This window comes from Borborobacter arsenicus (genome assembly GCF_003934165.1).
Classification (GTDB): Bacteria; Pseudomonadota; Alphaproteobacteria; order Rhizobiales; family Rhizobiaceae; genus Pseudaminobacter; species Pseudaminobacter arsenicus.
In genome coordinates, this window is record NZ_ML133512.1 from 16,541 (window position 1) to 40,600 (window position 24,060).

The window sequence follows — 24,060 nt, forward strand, 5'->3', positions numbered from 1 at the left end:
ACCTAAAACAAACCTCGATAGTGGATGTGACACCGCTTGACCAGCAAACTGCCTCCCTTGCGCGCGATACAGGCCTTCGAAGCTTTTGGCAGGCACGGCAGCGTGACCGCAGCCGCCGAGGAGCTTGGCGTTTCGGCCGGAGCGATCAGCCAGCAGATCCGCAAGGCTGAAGAGGCGCTTGGCCTGCGGCTTCTGGAGCGGCGCGGCAGGACCGTGGCGCTGAGCTCCTGGGGCAAAATCTATCATGCCGAGATTTCCGTCGGCTTCGACCAGATAAGGCAGGCGCAGGACATGCTGGCCCGCAGGCGGCTGGAAAGCGGGTTCACCATTTCCTGCCTGCCTTCGCTTGCCATCAAATGGGTCGCGCCGCAGCTTTTCGACTGGCAGGCCGACCATCCGGGCGCGGCGGTGCGCCTGGAAGGCACCGAGTTCGAGCCGCGATTTGGCAAGGACCAGGTCGATTTCCGCATTTCCTACGGTGCCAAGATCCGCGCCTTCGACCATTATGTCGAATTGTTCACCGATTGGGTGGTGCCGGCCTGCTCGCCGGCGCTGCTGGCCAGGCACAGTCTGCGTAGACCCGCGGATATTCTCGACCTGCCGCTCCTGGGCATCGAATGGGACCGCGCCCATGGCTCGCCGCCCGGCTGGCCGGAATGGGCGGCAAGCATCGGCGCGCATTACAGCAAGTCCCCGGGCGAACTTACCTTGTCGCTGTCGAGCGCGGCGATCGATGCGGCCGTCAATGGCCGCGGCTTCGTGCTGGCGCAACTGGCGATGGCGGCAGACGAGATCGCGACCGGCCGGCTGGTGGTGCCCTTCAATCAGCGGCTGCAGCTGTCGGATGCCTATTTCCTGGCATGGGACAGGGCTGCGCTCGAAAAGCCCTACGGACCGGAACTGCGCGCATGGATCACCGCCATTTCCAAGCGGCAGGAGGCGCTGTCGAACAATTGGGCGCCGCCGCCGGTCGCGCTGGGCTGAGCCGCAGACGTCCAGCCCGTCCCTCCCTCCTGCCATCATCGCTGGTCAGCCCAGTATGGTGCGCGCGATGATATTGCGCTGGATTTCCGAGGAGCCTTCATAGATGCGGAAGATGCGCGCGTCGCGGGCATAGCGTTCAAGCGGCAGGTCGCGCGTATAGCCATAGCCGCCATGGATCTGGATCGCCTTGTCGGTGACGCGGCCGACCATTTCGGAAGCAAAGAGCTTGGCCATGGACGACTCGCGCGAATAGCGCTCGCCGGCCTCGCGCTTGGTCGCCGCCGAAATGCCGAGCAGCCGGGCCGCTTCGATATCGGTCGCCATGTCGGCGAACATCCATTGCAGCCCCTGCAGGGTCGCGATCGGCGCGCCGCCGATCTTGCGCTGCTTTGCCCATTCGATCGCAGCGCCAAGGGCCGCCTCGGCGATGCCGACGGCGCAGGCGGCAATCTCGACGCGGCCGCCGTCGAGCACCTTGAGTGCGGTACGGAAGCCGGAGCCTTCCGGCCCGAGGCGGTCTTCTTCCGCAACCAGGCAATCGATCGACACTTCGAAGACATGGCCGCCGCGCAGGCCCATGGTGCGCTCGGGCGAGCCGAAGCGCAGGCCGCCGGCCTTGGGGTCGACCACGAAGGCGGAGATGCCGCGCGCGCCCGCCGCAGGGTCGGTCTTGGCATAGACGACGATGAAATCGGCCTCGCCGGCATTGGAGATGAAGTGCTTGGTACCGGTGATGCGGTAGCCGTCGCCTTCGCGTATCGCGCGTGTCGTCATGTCGGCGGGATTGGAGCCGGCGCCCGGTTCGGTCAGGGCAAAGGCACCGAGGCTCCGGTCGGCCGCGCCGGTGAGGTAGCGATGCCGCTGCGCCTCGTCGCCGCCATAGAGGATGGAATCGGTGGCAAGCCAATGCGCGGTGATCATGGAAGCGGTAGAGCCGCAGGCCCCGGCAATCAGCGCCACCGCGTCGAACAATGCGGTCGCGCGCAGGCCAAGGCCGCCATAGGCCTCGGGAATGTTGAGGCCCATCAGCCCCATTTCGGCGAGGCTTTCGAGATGGCAGGTGGCCGAGCGCCCGGTCTCATCGATCTCGGCCGCCGCCGGCACGAGCACCTCGGCGCAATAGCGGCGGATCGCTTCCAGCAGCGCCTTGTCGTCTTCATTATGCGTGATCATGGTCATGCCTCCCGGCCGAGTTCGGCCAATATGGTGGTGCGGTCCGCATCGAGGGCGGGGGCGGCTGCTATGCCGCCGCGTGGCGCGCCGCCGAAACGGGCGGGCTGTTCGGGCACCTGCATGGCGCCGAGCAGCGGATGCGCCGTTTGCTGCAGCATGCCGCGCGAAAGCGCATGCGGCGAGGTCAGCGCCTCGGCCATGTCCTGGATTTCGGCGGCCGGCACGCCGGCGGCCACCAGGGCTTCGACCGCGCCGGAGGCGGTGAGCCCGCGCGACCATGCTTCGATCGCCTCGCGCAAGGCCTGTTCATTGGCAAGCCGGTCGGAATCGGAACGAAAGCGGCTGTCCTGGCTCAATTCCGGCCGGCCGATGAGCTCAGCCAATATGCCGAACAGCTTGTTGTTGAGAACGGCCAGCACGAACATGCCGTCGCGCGCCTGGAACGCCCCGAAGGGTGCGGAGAGCGCATGACGGTTGCCGACGCGCTGCGGCGCCTGACCGGAAGCAAGGTAGCGGGCGACAACCAGCGGCTGGAGGGCGATCATCGCGTCGAACATAGCCAGGTCGATCTGGCGGCCAAGGCCGGTGCTCTGGCGCTCGACCAGTGCCGCGAGGATGGACCATGAGCCGAACAGGCCGGCGACGACATCGGCAATGGATTCGCCCACCAGTGTCGGCGGGCCGTCCGGCGAGCCGGTGACCGACATGATGCCGCTCATCGCCTGGAGGACGATGTCATAGGCCGGACGAGCGGCAAGTTCGCCCTGCTGGCCAAAACCGGAAATGGACGCATAGACCAGCTTGGGATTGATCGTGGACAGTTGCTTCCAGCCGATGCCGAGCTTGTCGGCGACGCCGGGACGGAAGTTCTCGACCACGACATCAGACTTCGCCGCCAGCGCCTGGACGATGGCGAGATCTTCCGGCTTGGTCAGGTCCAGAGCGATGCTGCGCTTGCCGCGATTGATGGCCAGGAAAAGTGCGCTCTCGCCCTCGATGAAGGGACCCACATGGCGGTAGTCGTCGCCGGCTGGCGGCTCGACCTTGATGACGTCGGCACCCAGATCGGCCAGCAGGGCGGTGCAGTAGGGGCCGGCCAGCACACGGCTGAAATCCAGTACGCGTATGCCGGCGAGAGGGCGCGACGCGGCCGGTTGGGGAGGGGCTTCGGGCATTCGTTTTCTCCGGTTGCCGGTCGGGGATTAAGGCGGCGGCGAAAGGTGCCGCCACCTCGCAGCTTTCATAATATGTATATACATAATTAAACGCCATGCAAGCGGGTTGTCAGCGGCTTTTGCGCTGCCGGCAGCGATGGGGGTCTCATCGCAGCCGATGCAACCCAGCATTGATCCGTGCAGCTCATGTCATCCAGATGATGCGTTGACTCGCTTTTGAAACGCTGCCTATATGTATAGTCATATCGACTTTCAGGCGGTCCAGGGTCGATAGTTTCGCAAGCTTGTGAGCCCCGCAGCGGGCAAAAACTCAATGGGAGATGTCAATGCAGAAGAGGTTTTTCCTCAAGGCGCTGGTCGGTGCGGCGTTCCTTGTCGGTGCGACGGCGGGGGCCTATGCGCAGGATGCGCTCGCCCGCGTCAAGGAGTCCGGAACGCTCAAGGTCGGCACGGAGACCGCCTTCGCGCCGTTCGATTTCATCGATGCAGGAACGCATACGGGCCTGAATGTCGATTTATATGACGAGATCGCCAAGGAACTCGGCGTCAAGATCGAGTGGGTCCTGCTGCCCTGGGAAGGCGTGCTGCCTGGCCTCGAAGCCGGCAAGTTCGATATCGTCGGCGGGCCGGCAACGGTTACCAAGCAGCGCATGGAGCGCTATCGCTTCACGCCGCCGGTCGCCGAGGCAACGGTTGCCCTGCTGAAGCGTGCTGGTGATGAAAGCGTGAAGAAGCCCGAAGATGTGGCCGGCAAGGTGGTTGGCGGCGGCAAGGCTTCGGCCCAACTCGAACAGCTCAAGGCATTTGTCGATACGCTGCCTGGCAAGGCCGATGTGCGTGAATATCCGGGCAACAACGAGGCCTATGCCGATCTGGCCGCCGGCCGTATCGTGGCGGTGGGTAATTCGTTGCCCAACATCGCCTTTGTGGCCAAGCAGCGTCCCGACACGTTCGAGGTTGTCCAGCCGCCCTTCGGTACCAAGGCCTATTTCGCCTATCCCGGCCTGAAAGACGACGACCACAAGAGCCTGATGGATGCGATCGAAGCGGCCATGCTCAAGATCAAGGGCGATGGCCGTCTTGCCACAATTCAGGAGAAGTGGTTCGGCGCCAAGTTCGAGACGCCTGACCTGGTCAACGAACCGGCACTCTAACTGATTGAACAAATCCGCCGCGCTCTCGTAAAGGAGGGCGCGGCGGTGCTGCATTCCAACCCAGCCAACCCAGACGGGCAAGCCGCTTTATGTCCTGGAAATTGTTCGAACTGCTGGTCCAGGCATCGCTCTATACGGTGCTCATCAGCTTCATCTCCATCACCATCGGCCTAGCGATCGGCATGGTGGTGTCGGCGGCGGCCCTTTCGCCGAGCCGCGCACTGTCCGTTCCGGGACGGACCTTCGTCAGCTTCTTCCGCGGCGTGCCGCTTCTGGTGCAGCTTCTGCTGATCTACAATCTGCTGCCGGCGCTCGGCCTCAACGTGCCGAGCGTGGTTGCGGCGATCACCGGGCTTTCCCTGTGCACGGCAGCCTACCAGGCCGAGAACCTGCGTGGCGGCTTCCAGAGCGTGCCGCGCGGACTGCTGGAGGCCGCCGACATGGCGGGGCTCAGCGCATTCCAGCAGTTCCGGCGCATCAGGGCGCCGATTGCCCTGCGGCTTGCCTTCCCTTCGCTGGTCAATGAAGCGATCATGATCCTGAAGGCCTCGTCGCTGGTTTCGGTGGTCGGCATCGTCGAGCTGACGCGCATGGCGCAGGACCTCGCCGCCAGCACCTACCGGCCGATCGAGTTGTTTTCGGCAGCCGGCCTGCTCTATCTCATCATCAACTGGCTGATCGCCTCGGGCGGCTCGCTGTTCGAACGCTCCTTCCGCTGGGGGCGGCCATGAATTTCGATACGAACCTGATCGTAAGCATCATGCCCGAACTTGCGCGGGCGTTCGGGGTGACCCTGTTGACATGGGGCGTGGGCGTGATCGGCGCGGCGATCCTCGGCTTCCTGGTCGCCGTCGGGCGGCGCTATGGCAGCGCCTGGCTGGGCTATCCGCTGTGGCTGTGCGTCGAGGTCATCCGCGGCACGCCGTTCCTGATCCAGCTCTTCCTGCTCTATTATGGCGGGCCGTTCGTCGGTCTCTCGCTGGAGCCTATCCCCGCCGGCCTGCTGGGTCTCACCGTCTATGGCGCCGCCTATTTCAGCGAAATCTTCCGGGCCGGCTTCGAAGCCGTGCCGCCGGGCCATGTCGAGGCGGCCGAATGCGTCGGCCTCAACCGGCGCCAGATCGTCCGTCGCATCCTGATACCGGAAATGACCATGCTGGTGCTGCCGGCCTCGGTCAACATGGCCATTATCCTGCTCAAGGAAACCGCCGTTCTGTCCATCATCACCGTTCCGGAACTGACGCTGGTGATCAGCGCCATCGGTTCGCAGCAATATGCTTTCGTCGAGTCGCTCTTCCTGCTTGCCCTGTTCTACTGGGGCCTGGTCGAGCTTTCCGGCAGGCTCGGACGCTACATGGAAGCCCGCCTCTCAAAATACAGGTTTGCAACTGCATGACGACGCCAGCCATTTCCGTCAAAGGACTGATCAAGCGTTTCGGCGAAGCCGAGGTGCTGCACGGGATCGACCTCGACATCCCGCAGGGACAGGTCACCTGCCTGATCGGTCCGTCCGGTTCGGGCAAGAGCACGCTGCTGCGCTGCATGGCCTTCCTGGAGGAGGCGACAGACGGCCTGATATTCATCAATGGCGAGCCGCTGGGCTTTGCGCCCGGGCCGCAGGGAAAACCGGTGCGCCTGCCTGCCGCCCGCATCCGCGCGGTGCGCTCGCAGATCGGCATGGTGTTCCAGCAGTTCAATCTGTGGCCGCATATGACCGCGCTGGGTAATGTCAGCGAGGCGCTGAAGACGGTGCATGGCGTGCGCAAGAACGAAGCCGAAGAGCGCGCCATGATTCAGTTGAAGAAGGTCGGCCTGGCCGAGCGCGCAGGGCATTATCCCTCGCAGCTTTCCGGTGGCCAGCAGCAGCGCGTGGCGATCGCGCGAGCGCTGGCGTTGGAGCCGAAGATCATGCTGTTCGACGAACCGACCTCCTCGCTGGACCCGGAACTGACCGGCGAAGTGCTGAACGTCATGCGCTCGCTGGCGGCAGACGGCATGACGATGGTGGTGGTGTCGCATGAGATCGGCTTTGCGGCGGCGGTCTGCCAGCAGATCGCCTTTCTCGACCACGGCAAGCTTTTGATGACAGGCACGCCGCAACAGATATTCGGCAAGCCGCGCCACCCGCGCCTCGACCAGTTCCTCGACACCTATCTGGATCGCGGCGCCGCCATGCTGGTCTAGGAATAAAATGGAGGCGCGGGCAAATCCTGACAGGCGCTCGCTGCATCAGCGCATTCTAAGTGATGTAGAAGGCCGCATCCTGTCGGGGGAGTGGTCGCCCGGCTACCGCATCCCCTTCGAGCACGAACTGACGGCGCAATATGGCTGCTCGCGCATGACCGTGAGCAAGGTGCTGAACCAGCTCGCAAGGGCCGGCCTCATCGAACGCCGGCGCCGCAGCGGAAGCTTCGTTCTGCGGCCGCATTCGCAATCGGCCGTGCTGGAAATCCGCGACATCATGGTCGAGGTGCAGGCGCTCGGGCTTGCCTACCGCTTCGATATCGTGAAGCGAACCCGGCGCCAGGCCAATCGGTCCGATCTCGACCGGCTGCATCTCGACAAATCCGTGCCGGTTCTGGAATTGGCCTGCCGCCATTTCGGCGGCGACCAGCCATTCTGTTTCGAGGAAAGGCTGATCAATCTCGACGCGGTTCCAGAGGCTGACGCGGAGACGTTTGCCGAGCGCGCGCCCAGCCCCTGGCTGGTGGAGCAGGTGCCCTGGAGCACGGGCGAGCACCGCATCCAGGCAATCGGTGCGACTGCCGCCACTGCCGCAGCACTCGACATCGCCAGGGGGACGCCCTGCCTGCTGATCGAGCGGCGCACCTGGAGCGCCGAGCAGCCGATCACCCATGTCCGCCTGACCTATCCGGGCGAGGGCCACGAGCTTGTGGCGCGCTTTGCCCCCTCCCAAGGCTGACCGCTCGCGTCTTGCAGGCCAGATTGTCGCAGTTTCCGTAAAGGTCAGCATTTTTGCTCTTGCGCAAAGAGCGATTGTTGCAGCGCACATAAGGTTCTCCCTGTCGAAACGGTAGATCAAAGGAGATCGAAATGTTGACGCGACGCGAAGCCCTCATCGGAGCAGCCTGGGCGGCTGCCGCGGCGGCCGCGATACCCGCAACCCCGGTTATGGCAGAGGTGAAGGCCGATGTCGGCGCGCTGCCCCGCCAGAAGGTGTCGCTCGTTGCTCCACCCTTCGTGCATGACCATGAGCAGGTCGCCACAGGCGGACCCAAGATCGTCGAATTCACCATGAAGATCGAGGAAAAGCCGGTCGTCATCGATGACGAGGGCACCGCCTTGCGGGGCATGACCTTCAACGGCTCGATTCCCGGACCGATGATGGTGGTCCATGAAGGCGACTATCTCGAACTGACGCTGGTCAATCCCGAGACAAACGAGATGCCGCATAATATCGACTTCCACGCGGCAACGGGCGCGCTGGGCGGCGGGGCGCTGACCCACATTAATCCCGGTGAGCAGGTGACGCTGCGCTTCAAGGCGACGCGGAGCGGGACCTTCGTCTATCACTGCGCGCCGGAAGGCATGATCCCGTGGCACGTGGTGTCGGGTATGAGCGGCACCGTGATGGTGCTGCCGCGCGGGGGCCTCAAGAACGACAAGGGCGAGCCGGTGCGTTATGACCGGATCTACTATGTCGGGGAAAACGAGTTCTACATCCCCCGCGACGAGGCCGGGAACTTCAAGACCTATGAATCGCTCGGCGAAAGCTATGACGATACGCTTGCGGTGATGCGCGGGCTGGTTCCCACCCATGTCGTGTTCAACGGCAAGGTTGGCGCTTTGACCGGCGAGAATGCGATGAAGGCGAAGGTCGGCGAGACCGTGCTGATCGTCCATTCTCAGGCCAATCGCGATACGCGGCCGCATCTGATCGGCGGACATGGCGACTATGTTTGGGAAGAGGGCAAGTTCGCCAACCCGCCCGCCAAGGATCTGGAGACCTGGTTCGTGCGCGGCGGATCTGCGGCGGCGGCGCTCTACACTTTCCTGCAGCCGGGTGTGTATGCCTATGTCAACCACAACCTGATCGAGGCGGCGGAACTTGGGGCGACGGCTCACTTCACCGTCGAGGGTGAGTGGAACGACGATCTGATGACGCAGGTCGACGCGCCGAGGCCGATCGCCACCAACTAGAGGCGATCAATCAGGAAAGACGCGAGCGGCCTGTCGGAAACCTCCGCCAGGCCGCTTTTTCATTCAAGCATGATGCCGAAAAGTCGAAACCGGTTTTCGGGTCATGCTCCTCCAAGGAGAGCTGGAATGAAGCCCACAACGACCAAGCTCGCCGGCGTTGCTCTCGTAGCCCTTGCCATCCCCACCGCGCTGATCGGCCTTTCGCAAGGCATGCAGCTTCCTGCCGATCCGCGCGTGCGGATGGCGGAAACGGTGCGGATCGAGCCGGGCTCGTTCACGCATATGCAGCCGGGCGAGTTCCTGCAGGACAGCCGCCCGGCGGCAGCGCCGCGCGTGCCGGTCCGCATCCGTCGCCCGCTGGAGATCATGAAATATCAGGTCCGGCTCGACGATTACGCGCGCTGTGTCGCGGCGGGCGCGTGCAAGCCGGCAGATGCGCGCGAAGCTGGCGAGGTGCCGGTGACCGGCGTCAGCTACCGCGACGCCCTGGCCTATGCGAAGTGGTATTCCGAGGCGACCGGAGAGGACTGGCGGCTTCCGACCGATGAGGAATGGGCCTTTGCCGCCGGTTCCAGGTTCAGAGGCGATATAGAGCCGCTCGAAGTGGATACGGCAAATCCGGCGCGCGGCTGGCTTTCAAGCTACCGGCGCGAGGTCGATCTGGCACGCAAGCCCGATCCGCAGCCCAAGCCGGCCGGATCATTCGGCGTCAATGAAAAGGGCGTTGCCGATCTTGCCGGCAATATCTGGGAGTGGACCTCGAGCTGCTATATGCGGGTGACGCTGGGACCGGACGGCAAGGCGATCGAGAGCGCCATCGAGAATTGCGGCGTGCGTGTGGTCCAGGGTTTCCACCGCACCTACATGTCCAACTTCATCCGCGATGGCAAGAGCGGCGGCTGCGCGGTGGGCTTGCCGCCCGACAATCTCGGTTTCCGGCTGGTGCGCGATAATTCGCTCGGCATGCGCATGGCGCGGTGGTTCCGTGGCGGCTGGATCGCTTCCTGATCTACCGGATCTACCGGTGCTTGCCGTTCGACAATTGCGCACTCGCCGCGGCAAGCCAGTCGCGCAGCAGCATGCGGTCTTCCTTGGAGAAGCCGGCGCGGTGTTTCAGATCCTTGAAACTGTCTTGCGGGTGGCAGCGGTCATAGGCTGCGCGGGCAATTTCCTCGATCCGCTTCTGATGAGCTTCGTCCTGGCGTGCGCTCATTGCTGCTCACTCCTGGCGATCACGACGGGCTTGGATTCGGCTGGCGCGCCTTCAGGCGCGGCCGGACCAGCATGCCGCCATAATACAGCGCATAGTAGAGGAAGGCTCCCGACCACGATGTTGCCGCCACATGCAGCAGGGTCGTTTCCGCGGGGAGAAAGGCAGCGATGATGCGTGTCAACGCGCCCAGAACCACGGCGACATAGATGATGCAGGTCGAGGTATCCGCCTTGAGGTCGCGCCCGGTATGGCCGAGCGTGGCGCGGGTCATGACCGAAAGCGTCATGGCGCCGATCGCCCCGCCGCCAAGCGCATGATAGGCGGCGGCCAATGGCACGGTTTCGGGAATGAATATGGAGAGTGAAAGCAGGGCAAGCCCGATCGGCACGAAGGCATAGGCGATGTGGAGAATGAGGACGAGCGGATCGGAAAATGTTCGGTCGCCGGCCCAACGGGCAAGGCGCAGCGCCTGAAACAGAGCCGCAAGGCTCAGCGCCGCCGCAGTGCCGGCATGGTCGGGCAGGAAGCACCAACTCGCCAGCGCGACGGCGGAAATGGCGATTGCCGCGCCGTCGAAGCGATTGAAGGGGATCGGCAGCCGGCCAGGATTTTCCCGGACCAGCCAGTTGCGGGTGAAGCTTGGAATGATCCGGCCGCCGATGATCATGATCAGCACGATGGCGGCAGCCATGCCTAAGCGGCGGCTGATGTCGGACAGGCCTGCTGCGTGAGACTCGATGTGGAAGCAGATATTGGCGATGAGCAGGATGGCGACGGGGATGAGGACCTTCAGATTGCGCCAGTTCTTGCCCGCGATGATTTCCCGGGCCGCAGCCACCGCCACCGCCGCCAGAAAGGCGGCATCGATGACGGCAGCCACCTGCCAGCCGATCGAAGCGGAGAAGAACACCGCGAAGCGCCCGGCGATCCAGATGACTATCAATACCAGCAGCGGCAGGCCCAGAACGGGCAGGCGGCCCGTCCAGTTGGGAATGGCGGTGAGCAGGAAGCCGGTGATGATTGCTGTGAGATAGCCGAACAGCATTTCATGGATGTGCCAGTCCACCGGCGCGAAGGCGCTGAAAGTTTCGATATGGCCCATATAGGCCGGAATCCAGAACAGGATCGACAGGCCGGCATAGGCTGCGCCAAGCAGGAAGAATGGCCGAAAGCCATAGCATAGAATGGCCGGACCGGTGTAGTCGCGAAGTCGCGGGATTGCCATTGTCGAGTGCCTTCCACAAACAAGGATAACCGGGCGAGCCCCCGACTCGCCCGGCCTGCCGCCATCCTATCCCTGGACGCGGCTCAGAGGGGGCCGCAGCGCCTATTGGGCGGCTGCGACCTGCGCAAACAGGTCGGCGAAAACCTTCTTCGCCTTGCCTGTCTGTTTCACCGCGCCGGCCTCTTCAGAATTGGCCGGTTGGCCGGCGACGACCAGGGCAACCATACCCATGCCGTAATGCGGCGCGCATTTCACTCCGTAGACACCCTCCTTGTCGAGGGTCACCACCACTTCTTCGTTCATCTTGCCCTTGAAGGCCTCGGCGCCTTCCGGGATCATGCCCTTGATGGTCTCGGCATTGTGCGACTTGTCGGTGGGCACGAATTTGATCGTGTCGCCCGGCGCAGCCTTCACGAAATCAGGCTGGAACACCATGGCGCCCTTCTCCCCCTTGTTCAGCATTTCGACCACATGCTCCGCCGCGGTCGCCGCGCCGGTGAAGGCACAAAGGGCGAGAATGGCGAGGGCGTGAATTGCGGGTTTCATCGGGGGTCATCCTTTCTGCTTTGGCAAGTTTCATCCTCCGTCGCCGCTGTTTAGCGGCTCGGTTGGAGCCAGAATTTGCGCTGGCGCAAACTCAACCCAGAAAGCCCTGTTGCGCCGATGCTAACACTTGATCGCAGAGCGGCGGCAAGCCCTTCGCAAGTTTGTTGCAATGCAATATAACAAGGGGAGGCACCGTCACGGACAGGGGCATGGACATGGCCAGCACCAGAACAGCAATCATCACCGGCTCGACTTCAGGCATCGGATTGGCAATCGCCAATGCGCTTGCGGCGGATGGCTGCAACATCGTCGTCAATTCCTTCACCGACACGGAGCAGGACAAGAGCATCGCCGGGAAGATCGCAGGCCGGCATGGGGTCGAGGCGGTCTATCTCAAGGCCGATATGGCCAGGCCTGACGAGTGCCGCGCGCTGGTGGAAAAGGCTGCCGGGACATTCGGCTCGGTCGACATACTGGTCAATAATGCCGGCATCCAGCATGTCGCGCCGATCGAGGAGCTTCCCGTCGCGAAGTGGGATGCTATCATCGCCATCAACCTGTCGTCGGCCTTCCACACCATCGCAGCCGCGATCCCGCTGATGAAGACGGCCGGGTCCGGCCGTATCGTCAACATCGCGTCCGCGCATGGCCTTGTCGCCTCGCCGTTCAAATCCGCCTATGTCGCGGCCAAGCACGGCATCATGGGACTGACCAAGACCGTGGCACTGGAAGTCGCCACGCATGGCATCACCTGCAACGCGGTATGTCCGGGCTATGTGCTGACGCCCCTGGTGGAGGCACAGATTCCAGACCAGATGAAGGCGCATGGGATGGACCGGGAAACGGTGATCCGCGAAGTGATGCTGAACCGGCAGCCGAGCCGTGAATTCGCCACTGTGGAGCAGATCGGGGCCACGGTCGTCTTCCTGTGTTCGCCGGCCGCGGCCCAGATCAATGGCACGCATATTTCCGTGGATGGTGGCTGGACGGCAGCCTGATCGGCAGACGTGTATCGACCCCGCTGCTGACAACCTATTGTCAGGATTGGTCGGTCGATGAATTTTTGTGACTGTTTAGCGGACCGACTTTGCTGTAGAACGCCGCCTGAATGTGGTTTGATCCAAACAAACCGATTGAATTCGCGATCTGCGCACCCATATCGAAATGCGCCAGCCACGCCGGTCCAGCCAGGACCCTTGCATTGGAAGCATTCATGCGAAAGTTCAGGCTCCACAAGCTCGCCGCTCTGATCGTGCTCGTCGGCTTCGCGGCCTGGATGGGAACCGGCAAGTTTTCCTCGGTCGGGAGCGCGGCGACTGACGCCAAGGCGCCGGCAGCAGCCGAACAGCCCAAGCCCCCGGCCCGGAGCGTTGCCGTGGTGACGCCGCCGCGCGTCAGCCATGCCCGCGCGATCCGCATTTCCGGCGTGACCGAGGCCGACAAGCGCGCTGTGCTCGCCACGCGCGTCGGCGGTGTCATTGCCGAACTGCCGGTCAAGCAGGGGCAGCGCGTCAAGGCGGGCGATCTCGTGCTGATGCTGGATGCCGAGGAGAAAGCCGCCGCCGTCGAGACAGCGCGCCAGGTGCTGATACAGCGCGAGGCGGAAGCCGCCGCGTCGCAGCGGCTGGTCGAGAGCGGTAATTCGCCGAAGCTGCAGGCCGATATTGCCCGCTCGGCGCTGGCGCTGGCGAAATCGCAACTGGAGACCGCCCAGGCCGAACTGGCGCGCAATCAGATCAAGGCACCGTTCGACGGCATTGTCGATCGTGTGCCCGTCGAACTCGGCAGTGCGATCATGGCCGGCGGCGAGGTCGCCACCATCCTCAGCCTCGATCCGATCATAGCCAAGGGCGAGATCAGCGAGCGCGACCTGCGTTACGTCAAGATCGGCGATACGGCGGATGTCCGACTGGTCAGCGGCGATACGGTCAAGGGAACTATCCGCTATATCAGCCGCGAGGCCTCCAGCGCGACGCGGACGTTCCGCCTGGAAGTCGCCGTTCCGAATGCACAGCGCCTCATTCCGGCTGGCATGACGGCAGAGATCACCGTGCGCGCCAAACCGGCGGATTCGGTGGTGCTGCCGCGCTCGGTGGTGACATTGAGTGAGGCGGGCGACCTCGGAATCCGGGCCGCCGACAAGAATAACAGAGTGGTTTTCTTCCCGATCGACCTGATCGACGACACGGCGGCCGGCCTGGTGCTTGCAGGCATTCCGGCTGATGCCCGGGTGATCGTATCTGGCCAGGAACTGGTGTCGGAAGGCGATGTGGTCGAGCCTGTCGTGGCCGATCCGGAAACGATCAGGAAGCTGGCGGGCGAGGCGAATTCCGGGGCGCAATAGACATGGATATCGTCAAGCTTGCGATCCGCAACGCGCGGCTCACCATCTCCATCCTGCTGTTTCTCGTCCTGGCAGGGGCTGTCGCCTATCAGTCTCTGCCCAAGGAGGCCGAGCCAGACGTTCCCATCCCGATGATGTATGTCAGTCTCGCCTATCAGGGGATTTCGCCTGAGGATGCCGAACGCCTGCTGCTCAGGCCGATGGAAACCAAGCTGAAGAATCTCAAGGGTCTGAAGGAAATGCGCTCGGCCGCCTTCCAGGGCGGCGGTTATGTGCTGGTCGAATTCGAGCCATCGGTCGATCTTGCCTCGGCCTTGCAGGATACACGCTCCAAGGTGCAGGACGCCAAGGCTGACCTGCCGCAGGCGGCCGAGGAGCCGACAGTCACCGAGGTCAATATCTCGGAATTTCCGGTTCTGGTGGTGACGCTTTCGGGCCATCTGCCGGAGCGCGGGCTGACGGCGGCGGCGCGCGAATTGCGCGACCGCATCGAGGAGGTGCCGGGCGTTCTGGAAGGCGCGCTCCAGGGCGCGCGAGACGATCTGGTCGAGGTCGTCATCGATCCGGTGAAACTGTCGTCCTACGGGCTGCAGCTCGACGAGTTGATCCGAGGTGTGGCAGCGTCGAACAATCTGGTGGCGGCCGGCAACCTTGAGGGGTCGCAAGGCAAATATGCGGTCAAGGTACCATCGCTGATCGAGACGCCGGAGGATATTGCCGACCTTCCCGTGGTGACCGGCCCCAATGCCGTCGTGCAGGCCAAGGACATCGCGACGGTCCGCTCGACCTTCAAGGACGCCGAAACGGTCACGCGGTTGGATGGCAAGCCGGCCATCGCCATCGAGGTGAAGAAGCGTATCGGCGCAAACCTTATCGACACGATCGCGCAGGTGAAGACGGTCGCCGACAATTTCGTCAAGACCATGCCCGAGGGCATGGAGGTGACCTACACGCAAGACAAGTCGGTCTTCGTCAATCAGCTCCTCGCCGACCTGCAGAACCATGTGATGATTGCGGTCATCCTGGTGTTCATCGTCATCCTCTATGCGCTGTCGGGTCGCGCCTCGCTGCTGATCGGGCTGGCGATCCCGTCCTCCTTCCTGATCGGCATCCTGATGCTGGGCCTGATGGGCTACACGATCAACATGATCGTGCTGTTCAGCCTCATCCTGGCAGTAGGCATGCTGGTTGATGACGCTATCATCGTCACCGAGTTCGCAGAACGGCGCATGAGCGAAGGCATGCCCAAGGAGGAAGCCTTTGCGCTTGCCGCACGGCGCATGGCAGGTCCGGTCATTGCGGCAACCATGACGCGCATCGCCGCCTTCTCGCCGCTGCTGTTCTGGCCCGGCATCATCGGCGACTTCATGAAATATCTGCCGATCACGCTCATCGTGACGCTGGCCGCTTCCATGCTCTATGCGCTGATCTTTGCCCCCACGCTGGGAGCGATCTTCGCCAAGGCGCCCGAGCATCACGAAGACGACCATCGCGACGGCTGGTATATGGGGCTGGTCAAGCAGGCCGTGCGCTTCCCCAAGACGGTGCTGGTGCTTACCGTGGTCCTTCTGGTCGGCGTGCAGTTTTCCTACAGCAAGTTCGGCGCAGGAGTCGAATTCTTCCCCAATGTGGAGCCCGATTACGGCCTGCTCTACGTGCATGCACGCGGCAATCTTTCGCTGGCCGAGATGGACGCTGCAACGAAGGAAGCCGAAAAGCGGCTGCTTGGATGGCCCGGCGTGAAGTCGGTCTATACGCGCGTGGGCAAGACGCAGGGTGGCGGCGCCGACATTCCCGAGGATGTGGTCGGCGTCATCCAATATGAGTTCGTGGACTGGCGCGAGCGCAAGTCCGCCAATCAGATTCTCGACGATCTGCGCAAGGTGATGGCCGGCCTTCCCGGCATAGACGTGGAGGTGCGCGTTCCGGAAGCCGGCCCTCCGACCGGCAAGCCGATCCAGATCAGGCTGTCGGCAGCCGATCCCGCCGGCCTCAATGACAAGGCTCGCGAGGTTGCCGCGCATATCGCCACCATTCCGGGCGTCATCGACGTTTCCGACGGGCTGCCGCCGCCCGGTGTCGACTGGGCGCTCGATGTCGACCGCGCCAAGGCAGCGCAATATGGCATCAGCCCGACTTCCGTCGGCACCGTGGTGCAACTGGTCACCACCGGCCTGAAGCTTTCCGAGTATCGGCCCGCCGGGGCAGACGATGCCGTCGACATAAGGCTGCGCCTGCCAGAGGACCAGCGCACGCTGTCGACGCTGGACCAGTTGCGTGTGCAGACCAGCCAGGGCGCGGTGCCGATCTCCAATTTCGTCCGGCGCAAGGCAGAACCGCGGGTTGGCACGCTCAACCGTATCGACGGTGCGCGCACGGTGGTGGTGCAGGCGAATGTCGCCGCCGACAAGCAGGTGGCGGCCGTGCAGCAGGAAGTCTCCAGGCAGGTCAGCGAAATGGATCTCGGCAACGGGATACGCTGGAAGCTTGCCGGCTCCAATGAGGACAGCGCGGAGGCAAGCGCCTTCCTGAGCAAGGCTTTCGGCGCGGCCATATTCCTCATCTTCATTGTGCTTTTGTCGCAGTTCAACAGTTTCACCAGCGTGTGGCTGGTGCTGTCCTGCGTGGTCATGGCGACGATCGGCGTGTTCCTCGGCCTGCTGGTCACCGGCGAAACCTTCGGCATCGTCATGTCGGGCATCGGCGTGATTGCGCTGGCGGGCGTGGTGGTGAACAACAATATCGTGCTGATCGATACCTATGACAGGCTGCGCGAAGAGGGCTGGGACAAGACGGAAGCCGTGCTGCAGACCTGCCGCGAGCGGGCACGCCCCGTGGTGCTGACGGCGGTTTCGGCGATCCTCGGCGTTCTCCCCATTGCCTTCGGGCTTGGCCTAGAAATCTTCCATCACGAGACGACGATCAATGCGCCCTCGACGCAATGGTGGATTTCACTGTCCTCGGCGATCGTCTTCGGCCTGTCCTTCGCCACCGTACTGACGCTGATCGTCACGCCGTCGATGCTGATGGTGTTCACGCGCGCAAAGCACAGCAAGGGCAGTTGGGTGAGCCGCCTGTTCAGGCGAGGCAAGAAGGCGATGCCGCCGGAGACACCTACGCAGAAGCCTGAGGCGGCTGCTGAAGCGATTTCCTATCCCAAGGCGGCTGAATAGCTGCCAACGATCCGTTTTCGCCCGGAATCTTCGCATCTCGGGAACAACAGCCGAGGATTGTGCATTGTCAGGTTATTACAGCATCTTACGCGAGGGACTGCTCAATGACCCTGACAACACTTTTGATCATCATCCTGATCCTGATCCTGATCGGCGCGGTTCCTGCCTGGCCACATTCGCGTAACTGGGGTTATGGCCCCTCGGGTATCGTCGGCATCGTCGTGATCGTGCTTTTGGTGCTGCTCCTGATGGGGCGGATCTAGAAGCGATCGTAGCACGTTTTGGCTATTCGGCGGTGGCTGGTGACGACGCGAAATCGGCGCTGCGTGCCATCCCGGCCATCAGGCAGACGATAACCAGCAATAGCGAGATGGCGACGAACACCGGCGCAAAGCCTGTGTGCTCGCCGATGAACCCTATCGCCGAAGGGGCAACAAGAATCCCCGAATAGCCCATGACGGTGACCACGCTCATGCCGGCACCCGCCGACATGCCCTTCTGATTACCGGCCGCGGAAAAGGCGATGGGAACCATATTGGCGATGCCGAGCCCGGCGAAGGTGAAGGCGGCTATCGCCAGCCATGGCGACGTGGAGAGACCGGCGGTCAGCATGCCGGCCGCCGCGATCAGGCTTGAAATCCGCAAGATGCGCACAGCGCCGAACCGGTTGCGTACGCCATCGCCCAGAAAGCGCATGCAGGCCATGGTCGCCGAGAAGCCGGCAAAGGCGAAGCCGGCGGTCGCAAGGTCGGCGCCACGTTCCTGGCGCAGATAGAGCGCGGCCCAATCCAGCACCGTTCCTTCCGGGACCATCGAAAACAGGGCGATGAGCCCAATCAGATAGATCATCGGATTGTCGGGCAGAGCGAATTTTCGTTTCCTATGCACGATAGGCTTGTCCTCGGCGACCAGATGGCGAAGCGCCGGCGCTACGATTACCGCTGCGACGATCGTTACCGCCACGGCATGGGCTAAATGCCCGTAATTCTGGATGGCGATGCCGCCGAGCCCGCCGCCGGCGAAGCCGCCGAGGCTCCAGAAGCCATGCGATGACGACATGATTGCGCGCGACAATTTTCGTTCGACCGCCACCGCATTGGCATTCATGGTGACGTCCATGCCGCCGATGACGCCGCCGAAGGCATACATGGCAAGCGCTGCGACCGCGACATTGGGAGCAAGCGCCACCGCGAGAAGGCCGAGCGTGGCCGCAGGCGCGAAGACCCGCAGAACCAGATGCGAGCCGTGGCGCCCGACGAGATAGCCGCACCAAGGCATCGCCGAAAGCGCGCCGAGGCCGAAGGCGAGAATGAGCAGGCCGAGCGTGAATTCGCTGACGCCAAGCCGGGTCAGAAGCACCGGTATCTGCGGCGCCCAGCTGCCGGTCAGGAAGCCGTTGGCAAAGAACATCGCTGCGACCGCCCAGCGGCCCCGCCGTGCCACGGCAATCTTGTTAGTCGCATCCATGAAACGGTCCGCATCCGGGTTTCAGTACGCGGCGGAAGCTAAATCGGTTCAATCGCCTGTCAAGCAGCCAGCGGCCGAAAGTTGAGGTGCAGCCGCGGACTTGCCTTTCCCTGACTGGCAGGCGGGCGGGAGCCTTTCCCGCCCGTCCAGGGAACAGTTCAGCCAAAGACGATCAGCAGGTCCTTGGCATCGATCTGGTCGCCCGATTTCACCAGCACTTCGGCGATGGTGCCGTCACGCTCGGCATGAAGGGCGGTTTCCATCTTCATGGCCTCGATCGACAGCAAGACGTCGCCGGCCTTGACGCTCTGTCCGGTTGCCACTGCCAACGTCGAAACCACGCCGGGCATCGGTGCTCCGATATGGGCGTCATTGCCGGGTTCGGCCTTGCGCCTTGCCTTCGATGCCGACGCGCCATGCGCCCGGTCAGGCACCTTGATGCGGCGGGGTTGGCCGTTGAGTTCGAAGAAGACGGTGACCATACCCTTGTCGTCGACGTCGCTGACCGCAAAGCAGCGGATGATCAGGGTCTTGCCGCGCTCGATGTCGACCATGATCTCGTCCTGCGGCTTCATGCCGTAGAAATAGACCGGCGTGGGCAGGACGCTGACAGGACCATAGTTTTCCTGCGCGCTGCAGAAATCGGAGAACACCTTCGGATACATCATCGACGAGGCGAATTCGAACTCGTTGATCTCGCGGCCGACCTTCTCTTCCACCGCCTTGCGGCTAGTCTTCAGATCGGCGGGTGCCAGCAGCGAACCCGGCCGCACGGTGATCGGCTTCTCGCCCTTCAGCGCCTTCTTCTGCAGCGCCTTGGGCCAGCCGCCGGGCGACTGGCCGAGATCGCCGCGCAACATCGAGACGACAGAATCGGGGAAGGCGATGTCCTTGCCGGGGTTGACGACGTCGGCGACCGTCAGGTCCTGGCTGACCATCATCAGCGCCATGTCACCCACCACCTTGGAGGACGGCGTGACCTTGACGATGTCGCCGAACATCAGATTGACGTCGTGATAGGCCTGAGCCACTTCGTGCCAGCGCGTCTCCAGCCCGAGCGAACGCGCCTGTTCCTTCAGATTGGTGAACTGGCCACCCGGCATCTCATGCAGATAGACTTCCGAGGCCGGCCCCTTCAGATCGCTCTCGAAGGCGGCATATTGATTGCGCACCGCCTCCCAATAGAAGGAAATGCGGCGGATCCATTCCGGATCGAGGCCGGGGCTGCGCTCGTCGCCATTGAGCGCCTCGACGATGGAGCCGAGGCAGGGCTGCGAGGTGCCGCCGGAAAAGGCGTCCATCGCCGCATCGACGGCGCTGACGCCGCTTTCGATCGCCGCCAGCACGGTCGCGGCCGACAGGCCGGACGTGTCATGCGTGTGGAAATGGAGGGGCAGGTCGGTCGCCTCGCGCAGCGCCTTGAACAGCACCTTCGCGGCTGCCGGCTTGAGCAGGCCGGCCATGTCCTTGACGGCGATGATATGCGCGCCTGCCGCTTCCAGTTCCTTGGCCAGCCCGACATAGTATTTCAGGTCATATTTGGAGCGCGCCGGGTCGAGCAGGTCGCCGGTGTAGCACATGGCGGCTTCGCACAGCTTGCCTTCCGCAGCGACGGCATCCATCGCCACCCGCATGTTCTCTACCCAGTTGAGGCAGTCGAAGACACGGAACAGGTCGATGCCGCCCGCAGCGGCCTGCTTGACGAAATGCTGCACCACATTGTCGGGATAGTTGGTGTAGCCGACGCCATTGGCGCCGCGCAGCAGCATCTGCAGCAGGATGTTGGGTGCCGCCTCGCGCACTCGCGCCAGCCGCTCCCAGGGATCCTCGGTCAGGAAGCGCATGGAGACGTCGAAAGTGGCGCCGCCCCAGCATTCCAGCGACAGTAGCTGTGGAAGCGCGCGCGCATAGGTGCCAGCGATGCGGGCGATGTCATAGGTGCGCATGCGGGTCGCCAGCAGCGACTGGTGAGCATCGCGCATGGTGGTGTCGGTGACGAGCACCTCTTTTTGCTCGCGCATCCAGGCAGCGAATTTCTGCGGGCCGAGCGCATCGAGACGCTGCTTCGTCCCGTCCTGGATCGGACCGCTGAACCAGGGGATCACGGGTGCTGCGGCATCCGCATTCGGCAGGGCGCGGTCGCGTGTTTCGGGGTGGCCGTTGACGGTGACGTCGGCGAGATAAGTCAACAGCTTGGTGGCGCGGTCCTGGCGCTTGACCTGGGTGAACAGTTCCGGCGTCGTGTCGATGAAGTTGGTGGTGTAGGAATTGTCCCTGAATTTCGGGTGCGTGATGATCGCTTCCAGGAAGGTGAGGTTCGTCGATACGCCGCGGATGCGGAACTCACGCAGCGCCCGGTGCATGCGCTGGATGGCTTCTTCCGGCGAGCGGCCGGAAGCGGTGACCTTGACCAGCAGCGGATCATAGAAGCGGGTGATGATGGCACCGGTATAGGCGGTGCCGCCGTCCAGCCTGATGCCGAAGCCTGCGGCCGAGCGGTAGCCGGTGATACGGCCATAGTCCGGGATGAAATGCTGCTCTGGGTCCTCGGTGGTGATGCGGCATTGCAGGGCGTGACCGTTGAGCCTGATGTCGGCCTGGGCCGGCACACCCGATTCCGGCGTGCCGATGGCATGGCCGTCGAGGATGTGGATCTGCGCCTTGACGATGTCGATGCCCGTCACCTCCTCGGTGACCGTGTGCTCGACCTGGATGCGCGGATTGACCTCCATGAAGTAGAACTTGCCGGTGTCTGCATCCTGCAGGAACTCCACCGTGCCGGCGCCGATATAATTGGTCTCCAGACCGATCTTCAGCGCATGGCCACACAATTCCTGGCGCAGGGCTTCGCTGAGATAGGGAGCGGGCGCGCGCTCCACCACCTTCTGGTTGCGGCGCTGAATGGAGCAATCACGCTCGAACAGATGCACGACATTGCCCTGGCCATCGCCGAGCAACTGCACCTCGACATGGCGGGCACGCTCGACGAGCTTTTCCAGATAGACCTCGTCCTTGCCGAAGGCGGCCTTGGCTTCGCGCTTGCCCTCGGTCACCTCGCGGGCAAGGTCGGCTTCCGATCGGATGGCGCGCATGCCGCGTCCGCCGCCGCCCCATGAGGCCTTGAGCATGACGGGATAGCCGATGTCAGCGGCGAGCTTCTTCACGGCCTCGATGTCGTCAGGCAGGGGACCGGTTGCCGGCACCACCGGGACGCCGACTTCGACAGCAAGGTTGCGTGCGGCCACCTTGTTGCCCAGCCGGCGCATCGTCTCCGCTTTCGGCCCGATGAAGATGATGCCGTTTTCGGCACAGGCTTCGGCAAATTCCGGGCTTTCCGCCAGCAGGCCGTAGCCTGGATGGATGGCGTCCGCGCCCGAGAGCTTCGCCACCCGCATGATCTCGTCAATCGACAAATAGCTCTCGATCGGCCCCATATCCTTGGCGAGATGGGGGCCGCGTCCGACCTGATAGGACTCGTCCGCCTTGAAGCGGTGGAGCGAATATTTGTCCTCCTCGGCCCAGATCGCCACGGTTTTGAGCCCGAGCTCATTGGCGGCGCGAAAAACGCGGATAGCGATTTCAGAACGGTTGGCGACGAGGATCTTCGTAATCGGCAAAGCAGTCTCCGGTAACGCAAGGGGAGGCAAATTGGCCCGCTTGCTTAGCGCCGGAACCGCGTCCACGCAAATAAAAATGCCCGGCGCGAGCGCCGGGCATCGTTTGATCGAAGCGTGGATCAGTCGATCTGGCTGTAGTTGTACTTGCCGTCGTCGCCCTTCTTCCACTCGTAGACGACATAGTCGGCGTCGGAGCGGTCGCCCTTCTCGTTGAAGGAGAGGTCGCCCAGGACGGTCTTGAACGGACCCTTCTCGCGGATGGCCTTGGCCACTTCTTGCGGGTCGTTGGAGCCGGCGGCGTTGGCGGCCTGGGCCATGACCTGCGTGGAGGCATAGGCGTAGAGCGTGTAGGCTTCCGGCTCGAAGCCGGCCGCGCGGAACTTCTCGACCATTTCGGCGGCGTTCGGGTTCTTGCGCGGGTCCGGGCCGAAGGTGTTGAGTGCACCCTCGACGGCGTCGCCGGCGATGGAGGCCAGTTCGTTGGAGACCAGCGCGTCGCCCGAGAAGAACTGGGCCTTCAGGCCCTGGTCGGCGGTCTGGCGCATGATCAGGCCGGCTTCGGTGTGCAGGCCGCCCCAATAGATGAGCGTCACGCCGGCATCCTTCATCTTGGCGATGAGCGCGGAGAAGTCCTTGTCGCCGATATTGACGCCTTCATACATGACTTCGTTGACGCCCGCGCCGTTCAGCGCCTTCTTGGTCTCGTCGGCAAGGCCCTGACCATAGGGGGTCTTATCGTGGATCACCGCGATCTTGGCGTCGGGGAAATGCTCCTTGATATAGGCGCCGGCAATGATGCCCTGCTGGTCGTCACGGCCGCAGACGCGGATCGTGTTCCACATGCCGCGTTCGGTATAGACCGGGTTGGTCGCCGCGGGGGTGATCTGCAGGATGCCGTTCTCGGCATAGACTTCCGAGGTCGGGATGGCGACGCCGGAGTTATAGGGGCCGATGACGAACTTGACGCCGTCGGCCACGAACTTGTTGGCAACCGAAATGCCCTGCTTGGGATCGGAAACGTCGTCGCCGATGACGAGCTTCAGTTGCTCGCCGTTGATTCCGCCGGCCGCGTTGATGTCGGCGATGGCCTGTTCCGTTCCCTTCTGGATCTGGGCGCCGAACGCGGCGTTGGGACCGGTGATAGGGGCGCCTACACCGACGATAACGTCAGCCCAGGCGCTGCCGCTGAATGCCAGCATTGCGCTGAGGGCAACTGCAGACAACAGTGATTTTTTCATAGAACACTCCCAATTGACTAACTGAGCAGGCGTGAATGATGTCTTCATGCGATGCCCACCCCCAATCGCAGAAGGCCAGTTTGCCGATTTTCCGACACTTGTCACGCCCTAAGCAGGAGCGGTGACTTGGAGGAAAATCAGCCCTTTGGTTTCCAATTGAGCAGGGATGCCCGCTCGTAAAGCCAGTGATATTGCGTGACCATCTGGTTCGTTCGTGTGTAACGGAAGCCGAGCGAACCGATGATCATAAGGACGATGGTGTCGACGATGTAATATTGCAGCGAAAACATCGTGCCATTGAACAGGGCGTGATGGATGAAGCGCACCGCGATGCCAAGCAACAGCAGATAGAGCACCAGGCTGACATAGCTGCGCCAGGTCTGTGCGCAGGCGCGCCCGGTCATCCAGGCCGCTCCGCCGCCAAGCAGGCAGGTGACGAAGAAGAACTGCCAGATTGACGGTTCCTCGTACAGAATGCCCTGCATTTTATGCTCCTCCCGATGGGGCCTGACAGGATGATCCTGCGACCCTTTTGTCATGTTCCGGCGCAGTGACTGTTGCCTGGGTCACCGCGCTCCGCTCTTTCCGTG

The 24,060-nt window shown here is 63.2% G+C and carries 21 protein-coding genes; 12 read left to right on the plus strand and 9 right to left on the minus strand.

The genetic code is table 11. The features are described 5' to 3' along the window. The first annotated feature begins 36 nt into the window (after positions 1–36). Positions 37–984 carry a LysR substrate-binding domain-containing protein gene (locus EET67_RS06005; protein WP_245450747.1) on the plus strand — a complete coding sequence of 316 codons (948 nt, stop codon included), beginning with the start codon at positions 37–39 and terminating at the stop codon, positions 982–984. A gap of 45 nt (positions 985–1,029) precedes the next feature. On the opposite strand, the gene EET67_RS06010 is transcribed toward EET67_RS06005, so the two are convergent. Next, positions 1,030–2,157 carry an acyl-CoA dehydrogenase family protein gene (locus EET67_RS06010; RefSeq protein ID WP_128625322.1) on the minus strand — a complete coding sequence of 376 codons (1,128 nt, stop codon included), beginning with the start codon at positions 2,155–2,157 and terminating at the stop codon, positions 1,030–1,032. A 2-nt stretch (positions 2,158–2,159) separates the two neighbouring features. Further along, positions 2,160–3,332: a CaiB/BaiF CoA transferase family protein gene (locus EET67_RS06015; RefSeq protein WP_128625323.1), complete on the minus strand. Its 1,173-nt coding sequence runs from the start codon at positions 3,330–3,332 to the stop codon at positions 2,160–2,162. A gap of 326 nt (positions 3,333–3,658) precedes the next feature. Here EET67_RS06015 and EET67_RS06020 point away from each other — a divergent pair, with 326 nt between their 5' ends. From EET67_RS06020 to EET67_RS06050, 7 genes are all read left to right on the plus strand, one after another. After that, complete coding sequence (locus EET67_RS06020) at positions 3,659–4,486, plus strand: transporter substrate-binding domain-containing protein (RefSeq protein WP_128625324.1); 828 nt, start codon at positions 3,659–3,661, stop codon at positions 4,484–4,486. An 89-nt stretch (positions 4,487–4,575) separates the two neighbouring features. Next, positions 4,576–5,217 (plus strand): amino acid ABC transporter permease, encoded by a 642-nt coding sequence (locus EET67_RS06025; RefSeq protein WP_128625325.1) that lies wholly within the window; start codon positions 4,576–4,578, stop codon positions 5,215–5,217. Further along, entirely contained in the window at positions 5,214–5,882 is a 669-nt protein-coding gene (locus tag EET67_RS06030) for an amino acid ABC transporter permease (protein WP_128625326.1), read from the plus strand. Before EET67_RS06025 ends, EET67_RS06030 begins: the two co-directional genes overlap by 4 nt. After that, on the plus strand, positions 5,879–6,670 hold the full coding sequence (locus tag EET67_RS06035; RefSeq protein ID WP_128625327.1) for an amino acid ABC transporter ATP-binding protein: 792 nt from the start codon (positions 5,879–5,881) through the stop codon (positions 6,668–6,670). Before EET67_RS06030 ends, EET67_RS06035 begins: the two co-directional genes overlap by 4 nt. Before the next feature lie 7 nt (positions 6,671–6,677). After that, entirely contained in the window at positions 6,678–7,409 is a 732-nt protein-coding gene (gene hutC / locus EET67_RS06040) for a histidine utilization transcriptional repressor HutC (protein WP_128625328.1), read from the plus strand. A 131-nt stretch (positions 7,410–7,540) separates the two neighbouring features. Further along, positions 7,541–8,647 (plus strand): copper-containing nitrite reductase, encoded by a 1,107-nt coding sequence (gene nirK / locus EET67_RS06045; RefSeq protein ID WP_128625329.1) that lies wholly within the window; start codon positions 7,541–7,543, stop codon positions 8,645–8,647. 126 nt (positions 8,648–8,773) lie between these two features. Then, positions 8,774–9,655, plus strand: coding sequence for an SUMF1/EgtB/PvdO family nonheme iron enzyme (locus tag EET67_RS06050; RefSeq protein WP_128625330.1), 882 nt, complete (start codon positions 8,774–8,776; stop codon positions 9,653–9,655). Between the two features lie 10 nt (positions 9,656–9,665). Here EET67_RS06050 and EET67_RS06055 read toward each other — a convergent pair whose 3' ends face one another. The 3 genes from EET67_RS06055 to EET67_RS06065 all read right to left on the minus strand — a co-directional run bounded on the left by EET67_RS06055 (position 9,666) and on the right by EET67_RS06065 (position 11,631). Beyond that, positions 9,666–9,860 carry a hypothetical protein gene (locus EET67_RS06055; RefSeq protein WP_128625331.1) on the minus strand — a complete coding sequence of 65 codons (195 nt, stop codon included), beginning with the start codon at positions 9,858–9,860 and terminating at the stop codon, positions 9,666–9,668. Positions 9,861–9,879: 19 nt separating this feature from the next. Then, positions 9,880–11,085, minus strand: a complete 1,206-nt coding sequence (locus EET67_RS06060) for an NnrS family protein (RefSeq protein ID WP_128625332.1) — start codon at positions 11,083–11,085, stop codon at positions 9,880–9,882. A 102-nt stretch (positions 11,086–11,187) separates the two neighbouring features. Next, positions 11,188–11,631, minus strand: coding sequence for a pseudoazurin (locus tag EET67_RS06065; RefSeq protein WP_128625333.1), 444 nt, complete (start codon positions 11,629–11,631; stop codon positions 11,188–11,190). Between the two features lie 209 nt (positions 11,632–11,840). On the opposite strand from EET67_RS06065, the gene EET67_RS06070 reads away from it, so the two are divergent. The 4 genes from EET67_RS06070 to EET67_RS06085 all read left to right on the plus strand — a co-directional run bounded on the left by EET67_RS06070 (position 11,841) and on the right by EET67_RS06085 (position 17,411). Then, entirely contained in the window at positions 11,841–12,629 is a 789-nt protein-coding gene (locus EET67_RS06070; protein ID WP_210211095.1) for a 3-hydroxybutyrate dehydrogenase, read from the plus strand. Between the two features lie 215 nt (positions 12,630–12,844). Further along, on the plus strand, positions 12,845–13,975 hold the full coding sequence (locus EET67_RS06075; RefSeq protein ID WP_128625335.1) for an efflux RND transporter periplasmic adaptor subunit: 1,131 nt from the start codon (positions 12,845–12,847) through the stop codon (positions 13,973–13,975). A 2-nt stretch (positions 13,976–13,977) separates the two neighbouring features. After that, the gene (locus tag EET67_RS06080) at positions 13,978–17,148 is read left to right on the plus strand and encodes an efflux RND transporter permease subunit (protein ID WP_128625336.1); all 3,171 of its coding nucleotides are present in this window, start codon (positions 13,978–13,980) and stop codon (positions 17,146–17,148) included. Between the two features lie 104 nt (positions 17,149–17,252). Continuing rightward, the gene (locus EET67_RS06085) at positions 17,253–17,411 is read left to right on the plus strand and encodes a DUF3309 family protein (protein ID WP_128625337.1); all 159 of its coding nucleotides are present in this window, start codon (positions 17,253–17,255) and stop codon (positions 17,409–17,411) included. A gap of 22 nt (positions 17,412–17,433) precedes the next feature. Here the strand turns inward: EET67_RS06085 and EET67_RS06090 are convergent, their stop codons facing one another. The 4 genes from EET67_RS06090 to EET67_RS06105 all read right to left on the minus strand — a co-directional run bounded on the left by EET67_RS06090 (position 17,434) and on the right by EET67_RS06105 (position 23,955). Beyond that, positions 17,434–18,615, minus strand: a complete 1,182-nt coding sequence (locus EET67_RS06090; protein WP_128625338.1) for an MFS transporter — start codon at positions 18,613–18,615, stop codon at positions 17,434–17,436. A 158-nt stretch (positions 18,616–18,773) separates the two neighbouring features. Continuing rightward, the gene (gene pyc, locus EET67_RS06095; protein WP_128625339.1) at positions 18,774–22,232 is read right to left on the minus strand and encodes a pyruvate carboxylase; all 3,459 of its coding nucleotides are present in this window, start codon (positions 22,230–22,232) and stop codon (positions 18,774–18,776) included. A gap of 119 nt (positions 22,233–22,351) precedes the next feature. Beyond that, positions 22,352–23,470 (minus strand): branched-chain amino acid ABC transporter substrate-binding protein, encoded by a 1,119-nt coding sequence (locus EET67_RS06100; protein WP_128625340.1) that lies wholly within the window; start codon positions 23,468–23,470, stop codon positions 22,352–22,354. 137 nt (positions 23,471–23,607) lie between these two features. Beyond that, positions 23,608–23,955, minus strand: a complete 348-nt coding sequence (locus tag EET67_RS06105) for a DUF6867 family protein (RefSeq protein ID WP_128625341.1) — start codon at positions 23,953–23,955, stop codon at positions 23,608–23,610. Positions 23,956–24,060: the final 105 nt, after the last annotated feature.